Raw genomic sequence first — 21,472 nt, 5'->3', positions numbered from 1 at the left:
TGTTTAATTTTTACACTTAGCTGGCATATTCTACTGCCGTCAGGTATGGATTTCTGTGGTAATGTACTTCCAGAACGTCTACCTGTTTTTCCATTTGTCTGCTGATCTTCTGAACAGAATCTTCTGTTTCTCTGATTACGATGACAAACTTTTTTACTTTTTCTATTTCTGAGGGTCCTACATTGAAGGTCACCATAGAAATTCTTCTTCTTGAAAAAATAGCATTGATGCGGCTGATCAATCCTAAATAATCTTCTGTATACGCTGTAATGGTATATTCTTTATGATCTGTTTTCATCTTTTTTATTTTTAAACTTTATTATTTAATACAATTTCCGAAACACTTTTTCCCTGAGGGATCATCGGAAATACATTGTGTTCTTTTCCTGTCATTACTTCAAGAAGGAAAGATCCTTTGTGATCCAACATTTCACGGAGCGCCCATTTTAAGTCTTCCCTCTCGGATACTTTTTTTCCGGGAATATTATATCCCTTTGCCACCTGAACAAAATCGGGACTCTGAATATCTACGGAGGAATATCTTTCTTCGTGAAACAATTCCTGCCACTGCCTTACCATTCCCAGATAGCAATTATTCAGAATTAAGATCTTCACTTCCGGATGATACTGCATAATGGTTCCCAGTTCCTGAATATTCATCTGAGCTCCTCCGTCTCCCATCACAGCAATAACAGGACGGTTTGTTTCTGCATAAGAAGCTCCTATCGCAGCGGGAAGACAGAATCCCATGGTTCCCAGCCCACCACTTGTGACATTGGTTCGGGAATGTTTGAACTGAGAGTATCGGCATGTCGCCATCTGATGCTGTCCTACATCTGTTACAATAATTGCTTCTCCATCTGTGATCTCATTCAACTCGCGGATAACCTCTCCCATTGTAATCTCACCTTCTTCAGGGTAGAGCTCCCTATGAATCAGATTGATGCTTTCAATTTCATGACATTTTTTAAATCTTTTATGCCAGTGATGATGTTCTCTTTTTACGATCTTTTCTGTAAGAAGAGGAAGCGTATGTTTGCAGTTTCCCAGAACGGGAACATCTACTTTTACATTTTTATTAATCTCTGCGTTATCAATATCCAGGTGAATAATCTTTGCCTGCTTTGCATATTGATCCAGTCTTCCGGTCACGCGATCATCGAACCTCATTCCGACAGCAATTAAAACATCACATTCATTGGTTAATATATTCGGGCCATAGTTTCCGTGCATTCCTACCATTCCCACCGCTTGTGGATGATAAGTTGGAATAGCACTCATTCCCAGAACCGTCCATGCTACCGGAATTCCTGATTTTTCTGCAAACTGTAAGAACTCCTTTTCAGCTTTCCCCAACATAACCCCCTGTCCTGCGATGATAAATGGTTTTACAGCATTATTGATCAGCTGTACTGCTTTTTCAATACTATCAAAACACGGATCAGGATCGGGTTTATAGCTTCTCAGTGAAGAACATGGAGAATATCCTTTATAATCAACAGACTGCAGCTGGGCATTTTTGGTAACATCAATCAGAACAGGACCAGGGCGGCCTGACTTTGCGATGTAGAATGCTTTTGCCAATACTTCGAGAAGTTCATTAGCATCGGTTACCTGATAATTCCATTTGGTAACCGGACTTGTAACGTTCATCACATCTATTTCCTGAAAGGCATCGGTACCGAGAAGATGTTCAAAAACCTGTCCTGTAATACAGACCAAAGGGGTATTATCCAATAACGCATCTGCCAATCCTGTTACAAGATTGGTAGCTCCCGGGCCGCTGGTAGCCAATACAACACCAACTTCTCCTGAGACTCTTGCTAAGCCCTGTGCTGCATGTACTGCTGCCTGCTCATGGCGTACCAATATATGTTTCAGATTTTCTTTATAATCATAAAGGGCATCATAAATAGGGATAATGGCACCTCCCGGATATCCGAAAACGGTTTTCACCCCTTCCTGAAGAAATGCTTCAAGAATAATCCGGCTTCCGCTCAATTGTATTTCTGTTGATAGATTCAGATTTTCCATATTTTTTTATTGAGTGATTTCATCTGTTACACAGCCTTCTGCAGCTGATGATACGGTTAATGCATATTTATAAAGCAATCCTTTCTGTACTTTAAGAGCTGGTTTTTGCCACCCTTTTTTTCTTCTTTCTATTTCTTCTTCTGAAACTTTGAGCTGTATGGTGTTGTTGACAGCATCAATTTCAATCAGGTCATTATCGTTTACAAAGGCTATCAAACCTCCTTCGTGCGCTTCGGGAGTAATGTGTCCTACTACAAAACCATGAGTTCCTCCGCTGAATCTTCCATCAGTAATCAAAGCGACACTGCTTCCCAGTCCTGCTCCAATCAGAGCACTGGTGGGTTTCAGCATTTCCGGCATTCCGGGAGCTCCCTTCGGACCTTCATGACGGATGACAATGACATCGCCATGCTGTACGGTTCCATCCTGAATTCCTCTGATTAGATTTTTTTCGCCATCAAATACGCGGGCTTTTCCTACGAAGCGCTCCCCTTCTTTTCCTGTAATTTTGGCTACACTTCCTTTTTCAGCAAGATTTCCGTATAATATTCTCAGGTGCCCTGTTTCTTTTACAGGTTCTGATAATGGTTTAATAATTTTTTGAGTCGTAAAATCCAGATCGGGAACATTTTCTAAATTCTCTGCAACTGTTTTTCCGGTTACCGTTAAACAATCCCCATGTAATAATCCCTGATTTAAAAGGTATTTCATGACGGATGGTATTCCTCCGTGTTCATACAGATCCTGCATCAGGTATTTCCCGCTTGGTTTTAAATCTGCCAGTACCGGAGTTTTATCACTCATCTTCTGGAAATCATCCTGAGTAAGTGGTACTCCCACACTTTTTGCCATAGCTATAAAATGCAGAACGGCATTGGTACTTCCTCCAAGAATAACAATCATGCGCAGCGCATTTTCAAAAGCTTTGCGGGTCATGATATCCGAAGGTTTAATATCTTTTTCCAATAGTACTTTCAGGTATTTTCCTGCTTCAAGACATTCTTCCTGTTTTTCTTTGCTTAAAGCTGGATTGGAAGAGGAATACGGAAGACTCATTCCTAAAGCCTCTATCGCGGAAGCCATTGTATTGGCTGTATACATTCCACCACATGCACCGGCTCCGGGGCAGGAATTTTTCACAACCCCATCAAAATCTTCTTCCGTAATTTCTCCTGCAATCTTTTTCCCCAATGCTTCAAAAGCTGAAACGATATTAAGCTGTTCACCTTTATAGCAACCGGGAGCAATCGTTCCTCCGTACACCATGATGGATGGTCTGTTCAACCTTCCCATCGCAATGATGGTTCCCGGCATATTTTTGTCGCAGCCCGGCAATGCGATTAATCCGTCGTAATATTGTGCTCCACAGATGGCTTCTATGCTGTCTGCAATTACATCACGGCTTACCAGAGAATAGCGCATTCCATCTGTTCCATTGCTCATTCCGTCACTTACTCCGATGGTGTTAAAAATCAATCCGGCTAATCCGTGGTTCCATGTTCCTTTTTTTACGACCTGGGCAAGATCATTCAGATGCATATTACAAGTGTTCCCGTCATAGCCCATACTGGCAATTCCGACCTGAGCCTTATGCATATCTTCTTCTGTAAATCCTATCCCGTACAACATGGCTTTGGCTGCGGGTTGTTCGCTATTTTGCGTGAATGTTTTTGAATATTTATTTAACATACTTTTCCTACATTTTCTATTCTTTTCCTTTTCTTCAAACAGAGTTCTTTACTAAATTTTGATCCAAAACTACATTTTGTAATATTCTTTTCATTTTCATTTTTTCTAAAAACTACAATATTCAATTATTAAGAAAATAGAACCATTTAACTGATAATCAAATATTTAAATTCATAATATTTACAATGACAGAACTCTTACTAATTTTAAATATGCCTGTTGTACTCTCCCACTTGCTGTGTTTTCCCAATCTTTGGTAAAAGGAACATCATCAAGTGAATCAAGGGCAACAATTTCTGCTGCCGTACCACAGAAAAATCCTGCATCTGCACCACGCATTTCCTGTGGTTTAAAAAAGGTTTCTTTTACAGGAATGTCAAGCTCTTTACAGATCTCCATAACGGTTTGTCTTGTGATTCCCGGAAGGATACTTCCTTTAGCCGGAGTATATAAAACCCCGTCTTTCTCATAGAAAACATTGGCACCTGAGCTTTCGGCAACATTTCCGTTTTCATCCAGAACCAGTGCTTCATCATATCCTTTGTCTTTGGCATCCTGACAGGCCAATATGGAGTTTACATAATGTCCGCCTACTTTGGCTTCCACCTTGAAAGCCTTAGGATTAGGACGTTGAAAAGGGGAAGTCATGATTTTCATTTTATCTGCCAGATAGCCGTTATTCCATTCCCAGGCAAGAAGTGACAGATAAGATTTTTGTCCTTTTGAGAGTGACATATTGGGCGAACACGTAACCAACGGACGGATATAAGCATCTGTAAATCCATTACGATCCAGAAGTTCATAGGTAAGTTCTGTAAGCTGATTTACGGAATAATCAAAAGGAATATGCATGAGTTCTGCCGATCTCTTAAGTCTTTCGTAGTGTTCTTTTGCTTTGAAAATTTGAGTTCCATGATCTGTGCTGTAGGATTTGATGCCTTCAAAAACAGAGTACCCATAGTGAAGTGACTGGCTGTAGAGATCTGTTCCGGCATCTTTCGCTTTCATAAATTTTCCGTCAAAGTAGATGGTCGTGTCGTCGTTGTAATACATGTTATAGAGGTTTAAAAAATTAGTAATGGGAATAAAAAAAGCCCTCTCACAGTGTGAGAGGGCTCAATATATGTACAGTCATACATGTTCCTTCTCACAGCCGTAAGGGAATAATAATGACGATAATAATTACTGATAATAACTGATACATACTTTTATACTATAAAAAATTAAAAACAAAAAAACCGTTTCATAGTTTGAAACGGTTTTATATATAATTTAAATTAAAATCTATTTAAAATGCCGTTTCCTTACTGTTGTTAATGACAACAGCAATAATAGAAATGACAATAATATTTTTCTGATTCGTAAAATTCATATTGCAAATGTATAAACTTTTTAATTACTCACAAGTTTTTTTGCACTTTTTATTTTTTTCGTAAAAACTGGTTCAGTGTTTCCTTCGCTTCAGCCACATCATGAACCCTCAAAATTTTAGCTCCCTGTTCCAATACTTTCATGTGCAGTTTCTGTGTTTCCTCATTGATGTCCAGCGGTGATTTTCCAAGAGGTTTGTAGATAAATGACTTTCTGGAAATACCTATTAAAAGAGGAAATTGTCCGAATCCCAGATATTCAACTTCATGGATCATTTTCATCTGATCTTCTACTGTTTTTCCGAAACCAAAACCGGGATCAAGAATGATATCATTCACTCCTTTTTCTAAAAGTTCTTTTGTTTTTTTAGCAAAATACTGGTTCACTTCCAGCGTAATATCTTCAAATTTTATTTTATCATGCATGGTTTCATAAGAAGGATTTACATGCATCAGAATGTAAGGCAACCTCTTTTCAGCAGCTGTATCAAACATTTCTGTATCATACTGACCTCCAGAAATATCATTAATCAGATCAATTCCTTCATTAAATCCAAATCTCACTGTTTCTGCATAAAAAGTATCCAGGGAAATCAGGGCTTCCGGAAATTCTTTTTTGATCAGAGAAATCAGATTTCCAATTCTGTTTTTTTCTTCGGAAGCACTTAAAAATTCGGCATTGGGACGTGTAGACTGAGGGCCAATATCCAGTATTTCTGCTCCATCCTTCAACAGTTTTTCAGCATGCTTTAATGCTGATTTTTCATTATTGAACTTTCCGCCATCGGAGAAAGAATCCGGTGTCATATTAAGTATTCCCATGATTTTTGGGGTGTCCAGTTGTACTAAACGACCGTTGCAGTTGATTGAGTATGTTGGAGAGTTGGAGGGTTGGAGGGCTGGAAGGTTGGAAAGCATGAGTTTAGTATTGAGAGATGATGATTATAAATGATAAATGATAATTGATAATTGATGAATGATTTCTGTGCTGCAAAATTAGTGATTTATGAGTTTTAAAAAGAGATTAAATTGAGGATGGAAGTTGGAAGCTGGAGGCAGGAAGCTAAGTAAGCCCTCTCAAACACTAAAACCCTCTTACTCTAAACCACGGTAACACGAATCCCGAAACCCGAAACTCTAAAACTCTCCCACCCTCTCACTCACAAACTCAGCTCATCAAATTCAAAAATCTAAAACCGAATTCGTATATTTGGAAGATTAAGAAAATTTATGCTAAAAACATCAGTACAGTTCGAGAAAGTTATCAGTCAGTGCCGTGATCTTTTCGGTAAAAAATTACAGGATTATGGTGCAGCATGGAGGGTTTTAAGACCAAGCTCTATTACGGATCAGATTTATATCAAAGTCAACAGGATCCGTACACTGCAGATGACTGATAAAAAAATGGTGGATGAGAGTGAAGAAGATGAATTTATCGCCATTGTGAACTATTCTATCATTGGACTTATTCAGCTGGAGAAAGGCCTTTCCAATGATTTCAATGAAAATAAAGAAGAAATTTTAGGCCTTTATGATAAGTATGCCAATGAAGCAAAAGCTTTGATGGAAAGAAAAAATCATGATTATGGTGAGGCATGGAGGGATATGAGAATTTCTTCAATCACAGATCTTATTTATCAGAAAGTATTAAGAACTAAACAGATTGAGGACAATCAGGGAAAAACCATTGTTTCGGAAGGGCTTGATGCCAACTATTTCGATATGCTGAATTATGCAGTCTTCTGCCTGATCAAATTCTCAGAAAAAGAAAATCAATTCGAACCCAAAAATATTTAATATGCTCAAAGGTTTATTACGCTTTATTATTGCTGTTATTTTTATCCTTTCAGGCTTTGTAAAAGCCGTGGATCTGGTAGGTTTTTCTTTCAAAATGGAAGAATATTTCGCACCTCCGGTTTTCAACATGCCATTTTTAGAAAAGTTTGCCCTGTTATTTTCCATTATTGTAGTGGTACTGGAGCTTTTCTTAGGATTTATGCTGCTGCTTAAATTAAAGCTTAAATTTACCTTATCCATATTAATTGCACTTTGTATTTTCTTCGGATTTCTTACTTTTTACTCAGCGTATTTCAATGTTGTAACAGATTGTGGATGTTTTGGAGATGCTATCAAATTCACTCCTTGGCAGAGCTTCTTAAAAGACGTTGTGCTGCTGGTAGGATTGATTATTTTATTCATCCTTTACAGAAAAGATTTCCGTAAAAAAGATGAATATGGAGTTACTCCGAAAGAGTCTTCCAACACATTTAAATATATCCTTTTAACAGTATTTTCTTTAGGAATGATTTATGTTATGGCTCAAGGAATTATGCATGAACCGATCATAGATTTCCGTGATTATAAAATAGGAACAGACATTAAAGCTGAAAAAGCAAAAATTGATAAAAATCCTTCCGAATATAAAACTTTCTACACATTGAAAAATCAGAAAACAGGAGCTGTTGTAAAAGTAAATCAGGATGATTATATCAAAAAAACAGAATACTGGGCAGAAGGCTCTCCATGGAAAATTGAAGATGGGAAAAACGAATCTGTCCTGATCAAAGAAGGATATAAATCTGAAATTGTAAAATTCAAGATTGAAGATCCTACAGGAATGGAAGTTACCCATGAAATCATCAACGCACCAAAAGCCGTTCTTGTTTTCTCCTATCATCCAAAAGATGTTCCTGCAGACATGCTTCAGAAAGTGGAAACGAAAGTAAATACACAGAAAGGTGCTCTTATCTACGGAATTTCTACAGAACCGAATACTTTTAAAACTATCAAGAATGTACTAATGGACGGAACTGCCATCAAAACAATAGCAAGAAGCAACCCATTTGTACTGATTCTTGAAAACGGAAAAATTGTAGACAAACAACCTGCAAAGGACTACGTTGATTAATTATAAATGATGAATTATAAATGATATGTTACGACAGATATTTGTATGCAATTATCAATTATCAATTATCAATTATCAATTATCAATTATCAATTATCAATTATCAAATTTAAACACTAAACTTAAACATACAACAACTCATGCAAAAATCAAATAAATCAATCGCCGGTTATCATTTACTTATGATCCTTTCTTCTGTAGATGGAGAATTTGCTCCTGAGGAAGGAATGCTGGTACAGCAATACATGGCAGATGAATTTCCTTTCAGAATGAATCTTGATAATGAACTTGAAACCCTGGCTCTTTTACAGCCTGAGGAATGGAAAGATCATTTTGAATTCCATGCAAGATGTTTCCACGAAGATTCTACAGAGGACGAGCGTGTGAAATTTGTTCAGTTTGCAAAATCACTGATCAAAGCAGACAATAAAGTAACGGAAGAGGAACATACGTTCTACGTACTGTTGAAAAATCTTTGGGGACTATAATCTAAGAACAGATCCAAGCCAAAAAATACCATGAAAAAAATTTATCTAGGACTATTAGTAATGAGTGCATCTACATTTCAATCTCAGACATTTCCCAATATGAAGACTCCTGTTGCAGAAAAGCAGGAACATATCAGAGAAATCCACGGTGATAAGGTTAATGATCCTTATTACTGGATGATTGATTATTTTAAAAAAGGAAAAGATTCTACCAAAGTTGTTGATTATTTAAAGGCTGAAAACACGTATTGGAAAGACATGATGAAGGATACTGAACCCTTCAGAGAAAAGCTTTTCCAGGAAATGAAGGCCAGAATCAAGGAGAAGGATGAATCTGTACCTGTTTTTAGAAACGGATATTACTATTACAGCCGCACAGAGACCGGAAAACAGTATTTTAAATACTGCAGGAAGAAAGGCAGCCTTACTGCTCCGGAAGAAGTTCTTCTGGATGTAGATAAAATGGCAGAAGGTCATCCATATTATTCTGCTGCAGGCTTCAGCATAAGTCCGGATAATACAAAAATGATCTACGGAGTGGATGATGTTTCCAGAAGGCAGTACAAATTATTTTTAAAAGATCTTTCTACAGGAGAAATCACGGATCTTGGTATTAAAAATACAACAGGTTCTGCAACATGGGCCAATGATAACAAAACAATTTTCTATACTTCTAAAAATCCTGAGACTCTTTTAACAGAAAAAATTTTCAGACACACGCTGGGAACAGATTCCGGTAAAGATATTCTGGTATATGAAGAAAAAGATAAAACCAACTATATCAGTGTAGGAAAAACAAAAAACAATAAGTTTATCCTGATTGATTCCCGTGCTACCACTTCTTCTGAAACCAGGTATCTGGATGCCAATGATCCTAACGGAAATTTCAAAATTTTTCAGCCAAGGATCAATAATGTACTTTATGATGTAACTTCACTTGAAGATAAATTTTTGGTAACAACCAATAAAGATGCTCTTAACTTTAAGGTTGTAGAAACTCCTTTAGATAAAACGGGAGTTGAAAACTGGAAGGATTTTATTCCGCACAGAAAAGATGTTCTCATGGAGGATGTTACTGCATTTAAAAATTATCTGATATTCAGTGAAAGACAAAACGGACTTTCCCAACTGGTAATTTATGACAGAAAAACAGGAAAAAAGGAGTTTTTAAAGTTTGATGAACCTGCTTATACTGTTTATTCGCTGGATAACCCTGAATATAACACGGATAATTTCCGTTTTGGGTATACTTCTATGATTACACCAAGTTCTCAGTATGAACAGGATTTAAAAACCGGAAAACGAGTTCTTTTAAAACAACAGGAAGTTCTGGGAGGTTACAATAAAGACAATTATACAACGGAAAGACTTTTTGCCACAGCAAAAGACGGAACGAAAATTCCAATCTCCATTGTTTATAAAAAAGGGTTCAAAAAAGATGGGAACAACCCTCTTCTACTCTACGCTTACGGTTCCTATGGAAGTTCTATGGATGCCAGTTTCAGCAGCACCAGACTGAGCCTTTTGGACCGGGGTTTTGCATATGCAATTGCTCATATCCGCGGAGGTCAGGAAATGGGAAGACAGTGGTATGAAGATGGAAAAATGATGAAAAAGAAAAACACATTTACCGATTTCATCGATTCCGGAGAGTATCTGGTTAAAGAAAAATATACTTCACCTAAGCATCTTTACGCTCAGGGAGGAAGTGCAGGTGGTTTACTGATGGGTGCTATAGCCAATATGAGTCCTAATTTATGGAATGGTGTTATTTCACAGGTTCCATTTGTAGATGTAGTGAATACGATGTTAGACACTAGTATTCCACTTACGACCAATGAGTATGACGAATGGGGAAATCCCAATAATAAGGAAGCTTATTTTTATATGAAATCTTATTCTCCATATGAAAATGTAGAGAAGAAAAACTATCCGAATCTTTTGGTAACAACAGGATTACACGATTCTCAGGTACAATATTTTGAACCAGCGAAATGGGTTGCCAAGCTAAGAGATATGAAAACGGACAAAAATGTACTGTTATTGAAAACAGATATGGAATATGGCCATGGTGGCGCTTCCGGAAGGTTTGATTATCTGAAGGATGTAGCTTTGGTATATGCTTTCATGTTTAAACTGGAAGGGATTACTAAGTAATAAGTTTTGCAAAAAGAAAATTAAAAAATAAATAAATCTATATTTAAATCTTATGAGAAGAAAAATAGTTGCAGGAAACTGGAAAATGAACAAAAATGTAATTGATGCACAACAATTAATGATTCAGTTACTAAGCTATAAAAACAACAATGCAACGAACTGTGAGGTTTGGATTGCTCCCCCAGCATTGTATTTGATGATGGCAAAAGACGTTTTTGAAAAGGATGAAATCGGAGTATTTTCTCAGGATATGAGCGAGTATGAAAGTGGCGCTTATACTGGTGAAATTTCTGCAGATATGCTGGAATCCATTGATGCAACCGGTTCACTAATCGGGCACTCTGAAAGAAGACAATATCACGGAGAAACAGATTCTCACTGTAACAGAAAGATCAAATTAGCTCTTGACAAAGGTCTTATTCCTGTTTACTGTAACGGAGAAACTCTTGAGCAGAGAAAAGCAGGACAGCACCTTGAGGTAGTAAAAAACCAGACTGAAGTAGCTCTTTTCACGCTTTCTGCTGAAGAAATCAAAAAAGTAGTGATTGCTTATGAACCGGTTTGGGCTATAGGAACCGGAGAAACGGCTAGTCCTGAGCAGGCTCAGGAAATCCACGCTCACATCAGAAATATTATTGCTTCAAAATACGGACAGGAAGTTGCTGACGAGGTTTCTATCCTTTACGGAGGTTCTGTAAAACCAGACAATGCAAAAGAAATTTTCTCTCAGCCGGATATCGACGGTGGTCTTATCGGAGGAGCAGCTTTAAAATTAGAGGATTTCTCTAAGATTATTGAAGCTTTTAATTAATAGAGGATTGATATATTATCCAATAAAAAGCGGCGGAATCTTCGATTCCGCCGCTTTTCCGTTAAAAAAATCTAATTATTGAATATCGACTACATACATTGTTCCTTTGTCTACTTTACCCGTTTTAGGCAAAATTTTAGCTTTTGGATTTCCGTTTCCATCATCCACTACTCCAAAGTCATCATCATTGAAAACAGCCAGTTTATTATTTCCTAAATAAACAATTCCCTCGAATTTATCATGTTCATAACCCAGTTTTGCTACCAGATCTACGGCTAATGTTTTGGTAACAGCTTTTATTCCGGCATTGGTAATTTCATCCCATGAACATTGCTCTAAAGCTTTTCCGTTAACTTTCATTCCGTCCACATCGGTGATATCGGCTCCGTTTACATCTGTTGCATTGCTAAGATTGATTCTGTATACTTTTTTTATTCCTCCCTGAGAACCGAAATTTCCATCTCTTTCAATCACCAGGAATTCATTATTGCTTAATGCGGTAATATCGCACACTGAATCAGAAGCTCCTCCTTCCTGCTTATATAGAAACTGTTTAGTCTGCCCTGTAACCGTATCAAATGTGACAATTCTCGTTAAAGTTTTATTGGCAGCCAATGCCTTACTGGGAACATACATCATCGACTGCATGGTTCCTACCAGCGTTCTTCCGTCCGGGCTCATACAAAGTCCTTCCATTCCTCTGTTGGCTCTTCTTTTCGCTAAAACAGCAGGTAATTTTCTTGGTCCTGTATTTACTCCGATCGGGCTTATTCTTTCCATCTCCATTCCATCAGCACTGTAGTGTACAATATGCGGTCCATATTCATCAGAAACCCAGAATGTACCGTCAGCGGCAGCAACAATACTTTCGCTGTCAAGACCATACTGATCAGTACCTAAGACATTTCCGGAAGCATCATATGCTACTTCCCCTGTGCTCCCCATTCCAACAGGATTTGGAAGTCCGGTAATAGGCTGTCCGGATGGATTTTTAAGTTTAATATATTTGATGACCTTTACATTTCCGTCAGCATTGATTTTAAAATGCATAATGGTTGGAGTAAAATTAGGAGTAAGAAACTTTTTCCCATTCTGCAAGTCGGTGTTAGGTCCTCTATCGGTAATGACATAGAATTCGCCTTTTCTGGTAGGATGAGCCGCAGCTCCGGATCCAAAACCTCCGTTGATAACATCCACTCCGTTTATCGTAGTCAGTTTTGAAAATGGAAACTCCTGAGGGAGTTTGGAATAATTAATATCCTGATTAACCATTGCGATATCGTCATCACTTTTACATGAAGCCAATACAGCCAGTATACCCACAGAACATAGTAATTTTTTCATATGCTATTTTATGGCTGCGAAAATAGGACTTGATTGTAAACTGATCTTAAATACAATGATAATTGTTTTTTAACAATTGAACAGACAGAATGCATTGAAGATAAATAAGAAAAGAATCTATTTAAAAATGAAAAACCGACAATCCAACCAAATTATTAATCAATTTGAAAATCATTTTTTTTAAAGGAAAATAATTCACAAAACGGACTTATCAATTTATATGATATATTTGCAGCGTTTTAAGGCTGAACAATGTTCATTAATAGGGAATCAAGTGAGAATAATATTCAAATCTTGAGCTGTACCCGCAACTGTAAACTGTTTAAACTTACTGCACAAAAACCACTGGATCTGAAAATCCGGGAAGGAAGTTGTAAGATGTGAGCCAGGAGACCTGCCTTAAAACACCAGATTCAGAGAAAGAATTAGTTCTGCTCTGAAGATAAGTTTCGGGAATAAAACTTTAAATTAATTATATCATGAGAAAAATCTATCTTTTTTTCTTACTGCTTTGCATGCAGGTATTGTCGGCCCAATTCACAGAAAACGACATTAAATTTTGGGTAGGAACCGGTTCTAAAAAAGCATATTTCATTGCAGACTTTAATGATGACAGCACCCCAAATTCTTATGCTTGGGGATACCGTTTTGACGGAAATGGCTTAACCATGGAAGACATGATTACTGCTATTGCCGCTGCAGAACCTAAAATGGAAATTGAAATACCATCCGGATTTCTGTACAGTTTAAATTACAATCATCATACTCCCAGCCTTGACGACTATTGGTCAACCTGGTCAGGAAACACTCCATCAACTATGGCATTCAATAATGGTGTGAACAATGATCTTTTAGTGGACGGAAGATGGTATGGAGCTTCTTATAGTTTTTCCCCTCCTACAATGCCTTCCCCACCAGTTCCAGCCTACAGTTCTGCTTGGTTTGTTCCCTCGCAGGTTACAAACTGGGTAGGAAGCGGAACTAATAAAAGTCTTGTCGTTATTGATTTCGGAACTGATAATGCCAACGGAAATGCCAATTCTTTTGTTTTTGGAATTAAATATAACGGAAGCATAACTGCTGAACAGGCGTTACAACTGATCCAGTCTCAAGCTTCCTATTTCAATTTTGCATCAGCGAATAATCAGATTACTAATTTAACATTGAATTCATTTACTGGAAATACTTCCGGATCAGACAGCTGGAAGTTATATAAAGGAAAAGATCTATCAAGCTGGCAAACAAAAGCCAATCTTTCTCAGATTCAACTGAGTAACAATGACTGGTTTGGATTAAGTTTCGGGCAAAGAAGACCATTTACCCCCACCGAGGCACAGCTGACTTTAGGAATTTCTTCTGTGACCAAGAAAAAATTCAATATTTATCCAAATCCGGCAAGTGATTTCATTCAGATTGAAACGGCTGAGAAACTGAAAGAAGTGAATATTTACTCTGTGACAGGACAAAAAATAATGACTTCTCAGGTTACTAAGATTGATATTCATTCTTTAAACTCAGGAGTTTACTTTGTGGAGATTAAAACAGCTGAAAGTTCTACGGTACATAAGATTGTTAAGAAATAGAGAAAGCGCCTCAAGGCGCTTTTTTTGTGAGGATATGGATAAAATATACTGTTACAACCGCCCGTCAAAAATTCTTTGAATTATTGCCACCCCTCCAGCGAATGTAAAATGAGTGATTAAAATATAATCCAACAAAAAAACCGCACCAGATTGGTGCGGTTTTCTGATGATGTTATCATCAATTATTTTTTCTCTGTGGATCTTTGTAAAACCTCATCTACCATTCCGTAACCTTTAGCTTCTTCAGAAGTCATCCAGTAATCTCTGTCAGAAGATTTTTCTACCCACTCATACGTTTGTCCTGAGTGATGACCGATGATTTCATAAAGCTCCTGCTTCAGTTTCAACATCTCTCTCAAGTTGATTTCCATATCAGAAGCAACCCCCTGAGCACCTCCTGAAGGCTGGTGGATCATTACTCTTGAATGCTTAAGCGCAGAACGTTTTCCTTTTTCTCCGGCAACCAGTAATACAGCTCCCATTGAAGCAGCCATACCTGTACAGATTGTCGCTACATCCGGCTTGATGATCTGCATGGTGTCATAAATACCTAGACCTGCATATACACTACCACCAGGAGAGTTGATGTAGATCTGAATATCTTTTGAAGGGTCAGCACTTTCCAGGAATAAAAGCTGAGCCGTAACGATGTTTGCTACCTGATCATCAATACCTGTTCCAAGGAAAATAATTCTGTCCATCATCAGACGGGAGAAAACGTCCATCTGAGCAACGTTTAATCTTCTCTCTTCCATGATGTACGGAGTAAGATTCGTAGGCCCATACATTCCCATATACTGATCGGTAACCAAACCGTTGTTTCCTAAATGTTTTACAGAGAAATCTCTGAATTCTTTTTTAATGTCCATATTTCTATTATGTATTATTTTTTAAATATTCTCGAAGTTTAAATTACAATATTTATTCCTAAAATTTTATAGGACTTTTTGTCACAGAATATTAAAATAACTGACTTAAAAATTACCGTTTTCTACCATAGATTCCTTTGATAGGTGAATATTCAATGATATTACTCAATCGCATGGAAGCTTGTTTCAATAGCGTAATTTTCTTGATAAGCTCATAGTACTTTCCTTCATCAGTATCCCTGTACACATCCAGCTCTTTATCTGTTTCTGTGATTAAATAATCAATATATCTGAATTTGTGCAGCAAAACATCTCCCTTGATCTGATCTGCCACTTTATCACCGTAATTGGGAGGATAAATATTTCTGGAAGCCCAGTTTTCAAGCTCATCCAACGGGATCAGAGCGTCTACAACCTTTGTGGTAATTTCTTCGTCCATAAAAGATACAAAAAAGTTTCCACTTCTCAACTCATCTTTTTGAATTCCTTCCCTCACCTGAGTAATAATGATTTCATTCCCTTTAACTAAAAATTCATACTGCTCTTCTTCAAAATGATGAAGAATTTCCTCAATTACTGTAATCTGATATTCTTCTCCTTGTTCATTTCTACGTTTCAGAATAATATCTCCAAATGCCAGCATGTGTTCAACAAGTTTGTTCTCCATGAACAATACATCATACAGAAAAGGATCTTCTTTTTCCTGATCCAAAGGCACAACCTCCATCTTTGGAGCGGATGTTTTCTCTTTCTGCTGCTGTTGAACATGATGGGTCTGATTCTGTGTGATCTGCTTCTGAACATCCAGTTCATTGAAAAGACTCTGCTCAGAAAGCCCGAATTTATTGGAAACCTCTTTCAGATAAACCTCTCTTTTCAGGGCATTTTGTACGAAAGAGACAGATTTCACAATATCTCTGATTGCTTCAGCCTTTTTAATCGGATCATTTCCGATATCTCTCAGGAGAATTTCCGCCTTGAAGTCGATAAAATCCATCGCTTCATTTTCGATATACTTTTCAACGTATTCCTGCGGGTGTTTTCTGGCAAAGGAATCCGGGTCATCTCCATCAGGGAAAAGCAGAACACGGATATTCATTCCCTCAGTCAGTAACATATCAATACTTCGGAAACTGGCTTTGATACCGGCATTATCACCATCAAAAAGGATCGTTACGTTTTCTGTAAGCCTCTTAATCAGTTTGATCTGCTCTGTCGTCAAAGAAGTTCCTGAACTTGCCACTACATTTTCAATTCCGGACATATGAAGCGAAATCACGTCCATATATCCTTCCACCAAAAGACAGGCATTCTTCCTGGAAATAGCCTGCTTACTCTGGTTTAATCCGTAAAGAACATTGGATTTATGATAAATCTCGGTTTCCGGGGAATTGAGGTATTTTGCAGTTTTGACATTATTCTTCAGAATCCTTGCTCCGAAGCCTAAAACCCTGCCAGAAAAACTGTGAATAGGGAAAATAACCCTTTCCCTAAAACGGTCTACGCCTGCAGGAGTATTTTCAGGAAAAATAGAAAGTCCTGATTTTTCAAGAATTTCTTTATTATATCCTTTTTCCAGGGCATAAGCTGTAAAAGCATTCTTCTTCTCGGGAGAATATCCCAGCTGGAATTTCTTAATGATATCATCCCTCAACTCCCTTTCTTTGAAATAAGAAAGACCTATGCTTCTGCCCTCCTGATCATCCCAAAGGATCTCTTGAAAATAAGTATTGGCAACCTCATGGATTTTATACAGCAGATCTTTTTCTGTCTGGGCATTTTTTGCTTCTTCAGAAATTTCACGCTGGTCTTCCTCAATTTCAATTCCGTATTTTTTTGCAGCGTGGCGGAGTGCCTCAGGATACGTAAAATTTTCAATTTCCATAAGGAAAGAGATCGCCGTTCCTCCTTTTCCTGTGGAGAAGTCCTTCCAGATCTGCTTACTGGCAGAAACTACAAAACTGGGTGTTTTTTCATCATGAAAAGGACTGAGCCCCTTGTAATTAGACCCTGCTCTTTTCAACTGCACATATTCGCCCACAATCTCTTCAACGCGGATCGTGGAGAATATCTTATCAATGGTCTGTTTGGAAATCATAGTACAAAAATACACATAAAAAAAAACCTTACAATTATATAATACAAGTGCATTATATTTAGTAAGTTTTATCATTATTTTTGCAAAATAAATTTGCTAATATATGCAGTTCACTATCAATACAATCGAAGACTGGCAGGAAGTTGTTGACAGCATCATTCCTCAATTACAACATAATATTCTTTTATTAAAGGGAAACCTGGGAGCAGGTAAAACCACATTCACTCAATTTCTGCTTAAAAACATGGGCAGTAATGACGAAGTAAACTCTCCCACTTACTCTATTGTCAATGAATACAATACCGAAAAAGGGAAAGTATTTCATTTTGATCTTTACCGCTTAAAAAACATTGAAGAAGTCTATGATATCGGAATTGAAGAATATCTGGACAACTCTTTTTTATGCATCATCGAATGGCCGGAAGTCTATGAAGATGACCTTTATGGTCTTAACTACCATACAATGAGCATTGTAAATACGGGTGAAAACAGAGAGATTTCATTCGATTAAATATTATGTATCTTTGCTCATTAATTGAGTGTAAAAAACAATCTGTAAGACATAATTTAATTTAAGGATGAGTACAAATATTTTTACTCCTTTCACAGAAGAAGAATTAATGCCGAAAGAGGAAAAATTGGAGGTTATAAAGAAAGGGAAACAGTTCAGTATTGGAATTCCTAAAGAAACCTGTCTCAACGAAAGGAGAACCTGCATTACTCCTGACGCCGTACAGGTGTTGGTAGAGCACGGCCATGAGATCATTATTGAATCAGGGGCCGGACAAGGTTCATTTTTTACAGATTTACAATATTCCGAATCTGGAGCGAAGATCACCAATGATCCAAAAGAAGCTTTCGGGCAGGATCTTATCCTGAAGGTGAACCCTCCTACAGAAGATGAAATTGAGTACATGAAGCCTAATACGTATCTGGTTTCAGCTCTTCAGATCAATCTTAGAGACAAGGAGTATTTCTTAAAGCTTGCAGAGAAAAAAATAAACGCCATCGCTTTTGAATTTATCGTTGATGAATACAAGCAGCTGGCCTTGGTAAGACTGGTTGGGGAAATTGCAGGAACCGTTTCAATCTTATATGCCTCCGAATTATTAGCCTTATCAAACGGGTTAATGCTGGGAGGAATTACAGGAGTAAGACCTGCAGAAGTTGTTATCCTTGGAGCCGGAATTGTAGGTGAGTTTGCTACAAAGGCAGCCATTGGTTTAGGAGCAAGTGTAAAAGTTTTCGATAATTCTTTATCCAAGCTTAGAAGGCTTCACACGATTGTTGACAGCCGTGTACCGACTTCTATTATTGATCCTAAAGAACTCAGCAAAAGTCTAAGACGTGCTGATGTAGTGATCGGAGCTCTTCCAAGATTGAACATGACCCCTATCGTTACTGAAGATATGGTGATGAAAATGAAAAAAGGCAGTGTCATCATCGATATTACCATAGATAACGGTAAAGTGATCGAAACTTCAGAGCTTACTACCATGGAGGATCCTTATGTCATCAAACACGGTGTCATCCACTGCGGACTTCCGAATCTTACCTCAAGAATGCCGAGAACTACCACTAAGGCCATCTCGAATTTCTTCCTTTCCTATATTTTAAATTATGACGAAGAGGGCGGCTTTGAAAACATGCTGATCCGCAAAAACGAAATGAAGCAGAGCTTATATATGTACAAAGGAAGACATACCAAGAAGATCATCTGCGATCGTTTCGGACTTACGTACCACGATATCAATCTTTTAATTTTCTAATGAAGAAACTGAAATTTTATGCAATAGGCTTCGTTCCGGGGCTTTTGATCGTATTTTTTATTTTAAACAAAAAAGGAGCAAGCTGCAGCGGATATTTACCGAACAGCCGTGTGATTGCTGAAAGTCTTTCCAAAGAATTCAAATATTCTGAAGAAGCTAAAAATGCAATGGCAACCTACAAGATTGATGAGAAATTTATAAAAGACAGCATCATTACCAACGGAAAGGTAGATTTTGACCGCAGCCATGCACAAAAGAAACCATGTCCGGACTATCTTTTAACCTATCCTGAAAAAAATCCGTCTTATGAGATCACGTATGAAAAATGTGAAGAAACGGTGACGGTAAACAATCTTAAAAAACTGAAATAGTTTCAAGTACAAGCTATGGACGGCAATTACTACATGATTCATGATTATCTGATATTCATCGGAGTTTTTGCCATTTTCCTGTTTCTGACTATCAGTATTTATCTCTTCAGCCAGAATCAGAAGCTGAAACAGAGGAATACCAAATTATCAGAAACCAATAAACTTATTGAGCAGCGCCTGAATGAAGTCCGTCTGGAACATATCGGCACAAAGCTGAATCCGCATTTGTTTAAAAATATTCTGAATTCCGTGCAGTCTCATGCCTATCAGACGTATATGTCGCTGGATAAGCTGGCCAATGTGCTGGATTATATTTTATACGAAAGCAACAATAAGTATGTAAGCCCGAAAGAAGAGCTTAATTTTGCTTTAAGCCTTATTGAGATTAATAAAATCAAGATCAATCCACTTTTTGACTTCAGAATTAAATCCAGAATCAATAAATCTGATGCTTTGTATGAAGAAAAGGTATTTGCTCCGCTGATCTCTGTGGATCTTATTGAAAATGCCTTCAAACATACGGATTTTCTGGCTCAGGACTCTTTTATTTCTATTTATATGGAGCTTGAAGACGGCATTTTCACTATGAAAGTCAGTAATAAAGCGTCTCTTAAAAATATTCTGGAAAAAGAAAAAAGCGGCTTTGGAAGCCAGTCTTTTGATCAAAGGCTTAAAATGATCTACAGTACCTATTATCAGCTGGAAAGAAGCTCAAAAAACGGAATATTTACGGCGGAATTAAAAATCAATTTAGGAGAATTCTATGATAAAATGCGTTATTCTGGATGATGAATTACTGGCCATCAGTTATTTAAAACTTCTATGCGAGCAGATTGAGAATGTAGAGGTGGTAAAAGCATTCAATGATCCTAAAATTTTTCTGAATGAAATAGACAGCCTCGACTGTAATCTGTGCATTCTGGATATTGAAATGCCCGGAATGACAGGTCTTCAGGTGGCTGAGATTATTTCAGGTTCTAAAAAAATCATCTTTACAACAGCTTACAAAGAATATGCTGCTGAAGCTTTCGATTTAAATGTGGTGGATTATGTAAGAAAACCCATCAAAAAAGAAAGACTGATTCAAGCTTTCGAAAAAGCTAAAGAACTGGTAGAAAATGCTCCTAAAAAAACTTTTATCGAGTGGAATACCAATATTGGAAAAACCGTTATATTCACAGAACAGATTTCCTACATCAAAACCTCTGAAATAGACAGCAGAGACAAAGATATCATCCTCAGTGACGGCACTACCATCGTCTTAAAAAACCTGAATTTCAAAAACCTTCTGGAAATGCTGCCATCAAAAGATTTTGCTCAGGTCAACAAAAAAGAAATTATCGCATTGTCTTCCATTAAGGTATTTTCAACCAACGAAATTATTACCTCCATTCATGCGGAAGATCACTCTTTTCTGAAACTTCAGATCGGAGATGCTTATAAAAATTCATTGATGGAGCTCTTCGGAAAATAGATCTTTTCAAATCTTTCCGGTTTCATTACAGAATATAAGTCCTTTATTACAACTCCCCTTTTTCAGTATTGAATCCCTTTAATTTTGTATGGAATTAATTGATTTTATAATGAAAAACTTTTTCTATGCTGCAGGACTTCTCCTATCCGGCTTGTGTTTTTCCCAGGAAGCCTCTTCAAAACTGAAGATCTCTTTTTTTGACGGAATAGCAATAGGCGGATATGTAGATCATGGTGCTTATCTCAACTTTACAGGTCCAAATGTAAGTCTTACCCATAAAAGCGTAAAATTCATTGTTGGAATGCTTCCTTCTCTGAGAATTAAAGAAGACCATTCTTCCGGAACCAAAAACAGTCCTATTATGCCTACGCTGGGAGCAGGTCTTACTGTGGTCTATAAAAAAATAGCCTTCCAGATTCCTGCCTACTATAACGCTAAGACAGCAGATCTGAATGGGAACTGGAAAATAGGATTTGGAATGGGTTATTCGTTCAAATAGATTTTATT

The 21,472-nt window shown here is 37.4% G+C and carries 20 protein-coding genes and 1 riboswitch; of the genes, 12 read left to right on the top strand and 8 right to left on the bottom strand.

Going from position 1 to position 21,472, the window contains the following annotated elements:
- Nucleotides 1-16 precede the first annotated feature (16 nt).
- From DEU39_RS19940 to folP, 5 genes are all read right to left on the bottom strand, one after another.
- A complete protein-coding gene (locus tag DEU39_RS19940; RefSeq protein WP_062671248.1) occupies nt 17-298 on the bottom strand; it encodes a hypothetical protein in 282 nt (93 codons plus the stop codon).
- A gap of 11 nt (nt 299-309) precedes the next feature.
- Entirely contained in the window at nt 310-2,034 is a 1,725-nt protein-coding gene (gene ilvB, locus DEU39_RS19935; RefSeq protein ID WP_120233125.1) for a biosynthetic-type acetolactate synthase large subunit, read from the bottom strand.
- A gap of 6 nt (nt 2,035-2,040) precedes the next feature.
- A complete protein-coding gene (ilvD, locus tag DEU39_RS19930; RefSeq protein WP_120233124.1) occupies nt 2,041-3,723 on the bottom strand; it encodes a dihydroxy-acid dehydratase in 1,683 nt (560 codons plus the stop codon).
- A 180-nt stretch (nt 3,724-3,903) separates the two neighbouring features.
- Nucleotides 3,904-4,776, bottom strand: a complete 873-nt coding sequence (ilvE, locus tag DEU39_RS19925) for a branched-chain-amino-acid transaminase (RefSeq protein ID WP_062671254.1) — start codon at nt 4,774-4,776, stop codon at nt 3,904-3,906.
- 368 nt (nt 4,777-5,144) lie between these two features.
- Nucleotides 5,145-6,011 (bottom strand): dihydropteroate synthase, encoded by an 867-nt coding sequence (gene folP / locus DEU39_RS19920; RefSeq protein WP_120233123.1) that lies wholly within the window; start codon nt 6,009-6,011, stop codon nt 5,145-5,147.
- 312 nt (nt 6,012-6,323) lie between these two features.
- On the opposite strand from folP, the gene DEU39_RS19915 reads away from it, so the two are divergent.
- From DEU39_RS19915 to tpiA, 5 genes are all read left to right on the top strand, one after another.
- Nucleotides 6,324-6,890, top strand: coding sequence for a DUF1599 domain-containing protein (locus DEU39_RS19915; RefSeq protein WP_062671258.1), 567 nt, complete (start codon nt 6,324-6,326; stop codon nt 6,888-6,890).
- Between the two features lies 1 nt (nt 6,891).
- On the top strand, nt 6,892-8,001 hold the full coding sequence (locus DEU39_RS19910; protein ID WP_120233122.1) for a BT_3928 family protein: 1,110 nt from the start codon (nt 6,892-6,894) through the stop codon (nt 7,999-8,001).
- Nucleotides 8,002-8,141: 140 nt separating this feature from the next.
- Complete coding sequence (locus DEU39_RS19905) at nt 8,142-8,489, top strand: TerB family tellurite resistance protein (RefSeq protein WP_034692300.1); 348 nt, start codon at nt 8,142-8,144, stop codon at nt 8,487-8,489.
- 30 nt (nt 8,490-8,519) lie between these two features.
- Entirely contained in the window at nt 8,520-10,646 is a 2,127-nt protein-coding gene (locus DEU39_RS19900; RefSeq protein WP_120233121.1) for a S9 family peptidase, read from the top strand.
- Between the two features lie 52 nt (nt 10,647-10,698).
- A complete protein-coding gene (gene tpiA, locus DEU39_RS19895) occupies nt 10,699-11,457 on the top strand; it encodes a triose-phosphate isomerase (RefSeq protein ID WP_079240960.1) in 759 nt (252 codons plus the stop codon).
- 75 nt (nt 11,458-11,532) lie between these two features.
- On the opposite strand, the gene DEU39_RS19890 is transcribed toward tpiA, so the two are convergent.
- Nucleotides 11,533-12,801, bottom strand: coding sequence for an esterase-like activity of phytase family protein (locus tag DEU39_RS19890; RefSeq protein ID WP_120233120.1), 1,269 nt, complete (start codon nt 12,799-12,801; stop codon nt 11,533-11,535).
- A 225-nt stretch (nt 12,802-13,026) separates the two neighbouring features.
- A riboswitch (cobalamin riboswitch) is annotated at nt 13,027-13,218 on the top strand.
- 62 nt (nt 13,219-13,280) lie between these two features.
- Here DEU39_RS19890 and DEU39_RS19885 point away from each other — a divergent pair.
- Nucleotides 13,281-14,384, top strand: coding sequence for a T9SS type A sorting domain-containing protein (locus DEU39_RS19885; protein WP_120233119.1), 1,104 nt, complete (start codon nt 13,281-13,283; stop codon nt 14,382-14,384).
- 182 nt (nt 14,385-14,566) lie between these two features.
- Here DEU39_RS19885 and clpP read toward each other — a convergent pair whose 3' ends face one another.
- Nucleotides 14,567-15,253 (bottom strand): ATP-dependent Clp endopeptidase proteolytic subunit ClpP, encoded by a 687-nt coding sequence (gene clpP / locus DEU39_RS19880; protein WP_027373257.1) that lies wholly within the window; start codon nt 15,251-15,253, stop codon nt 14,567-14,569.
- A gap of 112 nt (nt 15,254-15,365) precedes the next feature.
- On the bottom strand, nt 15,366-17,351 hold the full coding sequence (gene dnaG / locus DEU39_RS19875) for a DNA primase (protein ID WP_120233118.1): 1,986 nt from the start codon (nt 17,349-17,351) through the stop codon (nt 15,366-15,368).
- A gap of 103 nt (nt 17,352-17,454) precedes the next feature.
- Between dnaG and tsaE the strand changes: the two genes are divergently transcribed.
- From tsaE to DEU39_RS19845, 6 genes are all read left to right on the top strand, one after another.
- The gene (gene tsaE, locus DEU39_RS19870) at nt 17,455-17,862 is read left to right on the top strand and encodes a tRNA (adenosine(37)-N6)-threonylcarbamoyltransferase complex ATPase subunit type 1 TsaE (RefSeq protein ID WP_120233117.1); all 408 of its coding nucleotides are present in this window, start codon (nt 17,455-17,457) and stop codon (nt 17,860-17,862) included.
- A 67-nt stretch (nt 17,863-17,929) separates the two neighbouring features.
- Nucleotides 17,930-19,120 (top strand): alanine dehydrogenase, encoded by a 1,191-nt coding sequence (locus tag DEU39_RS19865; RefSeq protein ID WP_062671272.1) that lies wholly within the window; start codon nt 17,930-17,932, stop codon nt 19,118-19,120.
- The gene (locus tag DEU39_RS19860; RefSeq protein ID WP_120233116.1) at nt 19,120-19,491 is read left to right on the top strand and encodes a DUF4258 domain-containing protein; all 372 of its coding nucleotides are present in this window, start codon (nt 19,120-19,122) and stop codon (nt 19,489-19,491) included. The genes DEU39_RS19865 and DEU39_RS19860 overlap by 1 nt, the downstream gene beginning before the upstream one ends.
- A 15-nt stretch (nt 19,492-19,506) precedes the next feature.
- Complete coding sequence (locus tag DEU39_RS19855; protein WP_120233115.1) at nt 19,507-20,280, top strand: histidine kinase; 774 nt, start codon at nt 19,507-19,509, stop codon at nt 20,278-20,280.
- Nucleotides 20,255-20,965, top strand: a complete 711-nt coding sequence (locus DEU39_RS19850) for a LytR/AlgR family response regulator transcription factor (RefSeq protein WP_110009233.1) — start codon at nt 20,255-20,257, stop codon at nt 20,963-20,965. The genes DEU39_RS19855 and DEU39_RS19850 overlap by 26 nt, the downstream gene beginning before the upstream one ends.
- Before the next feature lie 109 nt (nt 20,966-21,074).
- A complete protein-coding gene (locus DEU39_RS19845) occupies nt 21,075-21,464 on the top strand; it encodes a hypothetical protein (protein WP_110009323.1) in 390 nt (129 codons plus the stop codon).
- Nucleotides 21,465-21,472 lie beyond the last annotated feature (8 nt).

Origin of the sequence: Chryseobacterium sp. AG363 (assembly GCF_003610675.1) — a bacterium.
Classification (GTDB): Bacteria; Bacteroidota; Bacteroidia; order Flavobacteriales; family Weeksellaceae; genus Chryseobacterium; species Chryseobacterium cucumeris.
This window is presented reverse-complemented; position numbering and strand designations above follow the sequence as displayed.

Coding starts and splice junctions, on each gene's coding strand:
- ilvB (WP_120233125.1), bottom strand. CDS start 2,034: ATGGAAAATCTGAATCTATCAACAGAAATACAATTGAGCGGAAGCCGG.
- DEU39_RS19850 (WP_110009233.1), top strand. CDS start 20,255: ATGATAAAATGCGTTATTCTGGATGATGAATTACTGGCCATCAGTTAT.
- tpiA (WP_079240960.1), top strand. CDS start 10,699: ATGAGAAGAAAAATAGTTGCAGGAAACTGGAAAATGAACAAAAATGTA.
- tsaE (WP_120233117.1), top strand. CDS start 17,455: ATGCAGTTCACTATCAATACAATCGAAGACTGGCAGGAAGTTGTTGAC.
- DEU39_RS19915 (WP_062671258.1), top strand. CDS start 6,324: ATGCTAAAAACATCAGTACAGTTCGAGAAAGTTATCAGTCAGTGCCGT.
- DEU39_RS19890 (WP_120233120.1), bottom strand. CDS start 12,801: ATGAAAAAATTACTATGTTCTGTGGGTATACTGGCTGTATTGGCTTCA.
- clpP (WP_027373257.1), bottom strand. CDS start 15,253: ATGGACATTAAAAAAGAATTCAGAGATTTCTCTGTAAAACATTTAGGA.
- DEU39_RS19865 (WP_062671272.1), top strand. CDS start 17,930: ATGAGTACAAATATTTTTACTCCTTTCACAGAAGAAGAATTAATGCCG.
- folP (WP_120233123.1), bottom strand. CDS start 6,011: ATGCTTTCCAACCTTCCAGCCCTCCAACCCTCCAACTCTCCAACATAC.
- DEU39_RS19855 (WP_120233115.1), top strand. CDS start 19,507: ATGGACGGCAATTACTACATGATTCATGATTATCTGATATTCATCGGA.
- DEU39_RS19905 (WP_034692300.1), top strand. CDS start 8,142: ATGCAAAAATCAAATAAATCAATCGCCGGTTATCATTTACTTATGATC.
- ilvE (WP_062671254.1), bottom strand. CDS start 4,776: ATGTATTACAACGACGACACGACCATCTACTTTGACGGAAAATTTATG.
- dnaG (WP_120233118.1), bottom strand. CDS start 17,351: ATGATTTCCAAACAGACCATTGATAAGATATTCTCCACGATCCGCGTT.
- DEU39_RS19900 (WP_120233121.1), top strand. CDS start 8,520: ATGAAAAAAATTTATCTAGGACTATTAGTAATGAGTGCATCTACATTT.
- DEU39_RS19845 (WP_110009323.1), top strand. CDS start 21,075: ATGAAAAACTTTTTCTATGCTGCAGGACTTCTCCTATCCGGCTTGTGT.
- DEU39_RS19910 (WP_120233122.1), top strand. CDS start 6,892: ATGCTCAAAGGTTTATTACGCTTTATTATTGCTGTTATTTTTATCCTT.
- DEU39_RS19940 (WP_062671248.1), bottom strand. CDS start 298: ATGAAAACAGATCATAAAGAATATACCATTACAGCGTATACAGAAGAT.
- ilvD (WP_120233124.1), bottom strand. CDS start 3,723: ATGTTAAATAAATATTCAAAAACATTCACGCAAAATAGCGAACAACCC.
- DEU39_RS19885 (WP_120233119.1), top strand. CDS start 13,281: ATGAGAAAAATCTATCTTTTTTTCTTACTGCTTTGCATGCAGGTATTG.
- DEU39_RS19860 (WP_120233116.1), top strand. CDS start 19,120: ATGAAGAAACTGAAATTTTATGCAATAGGCTTCGTTCCGGGGCTTTTG.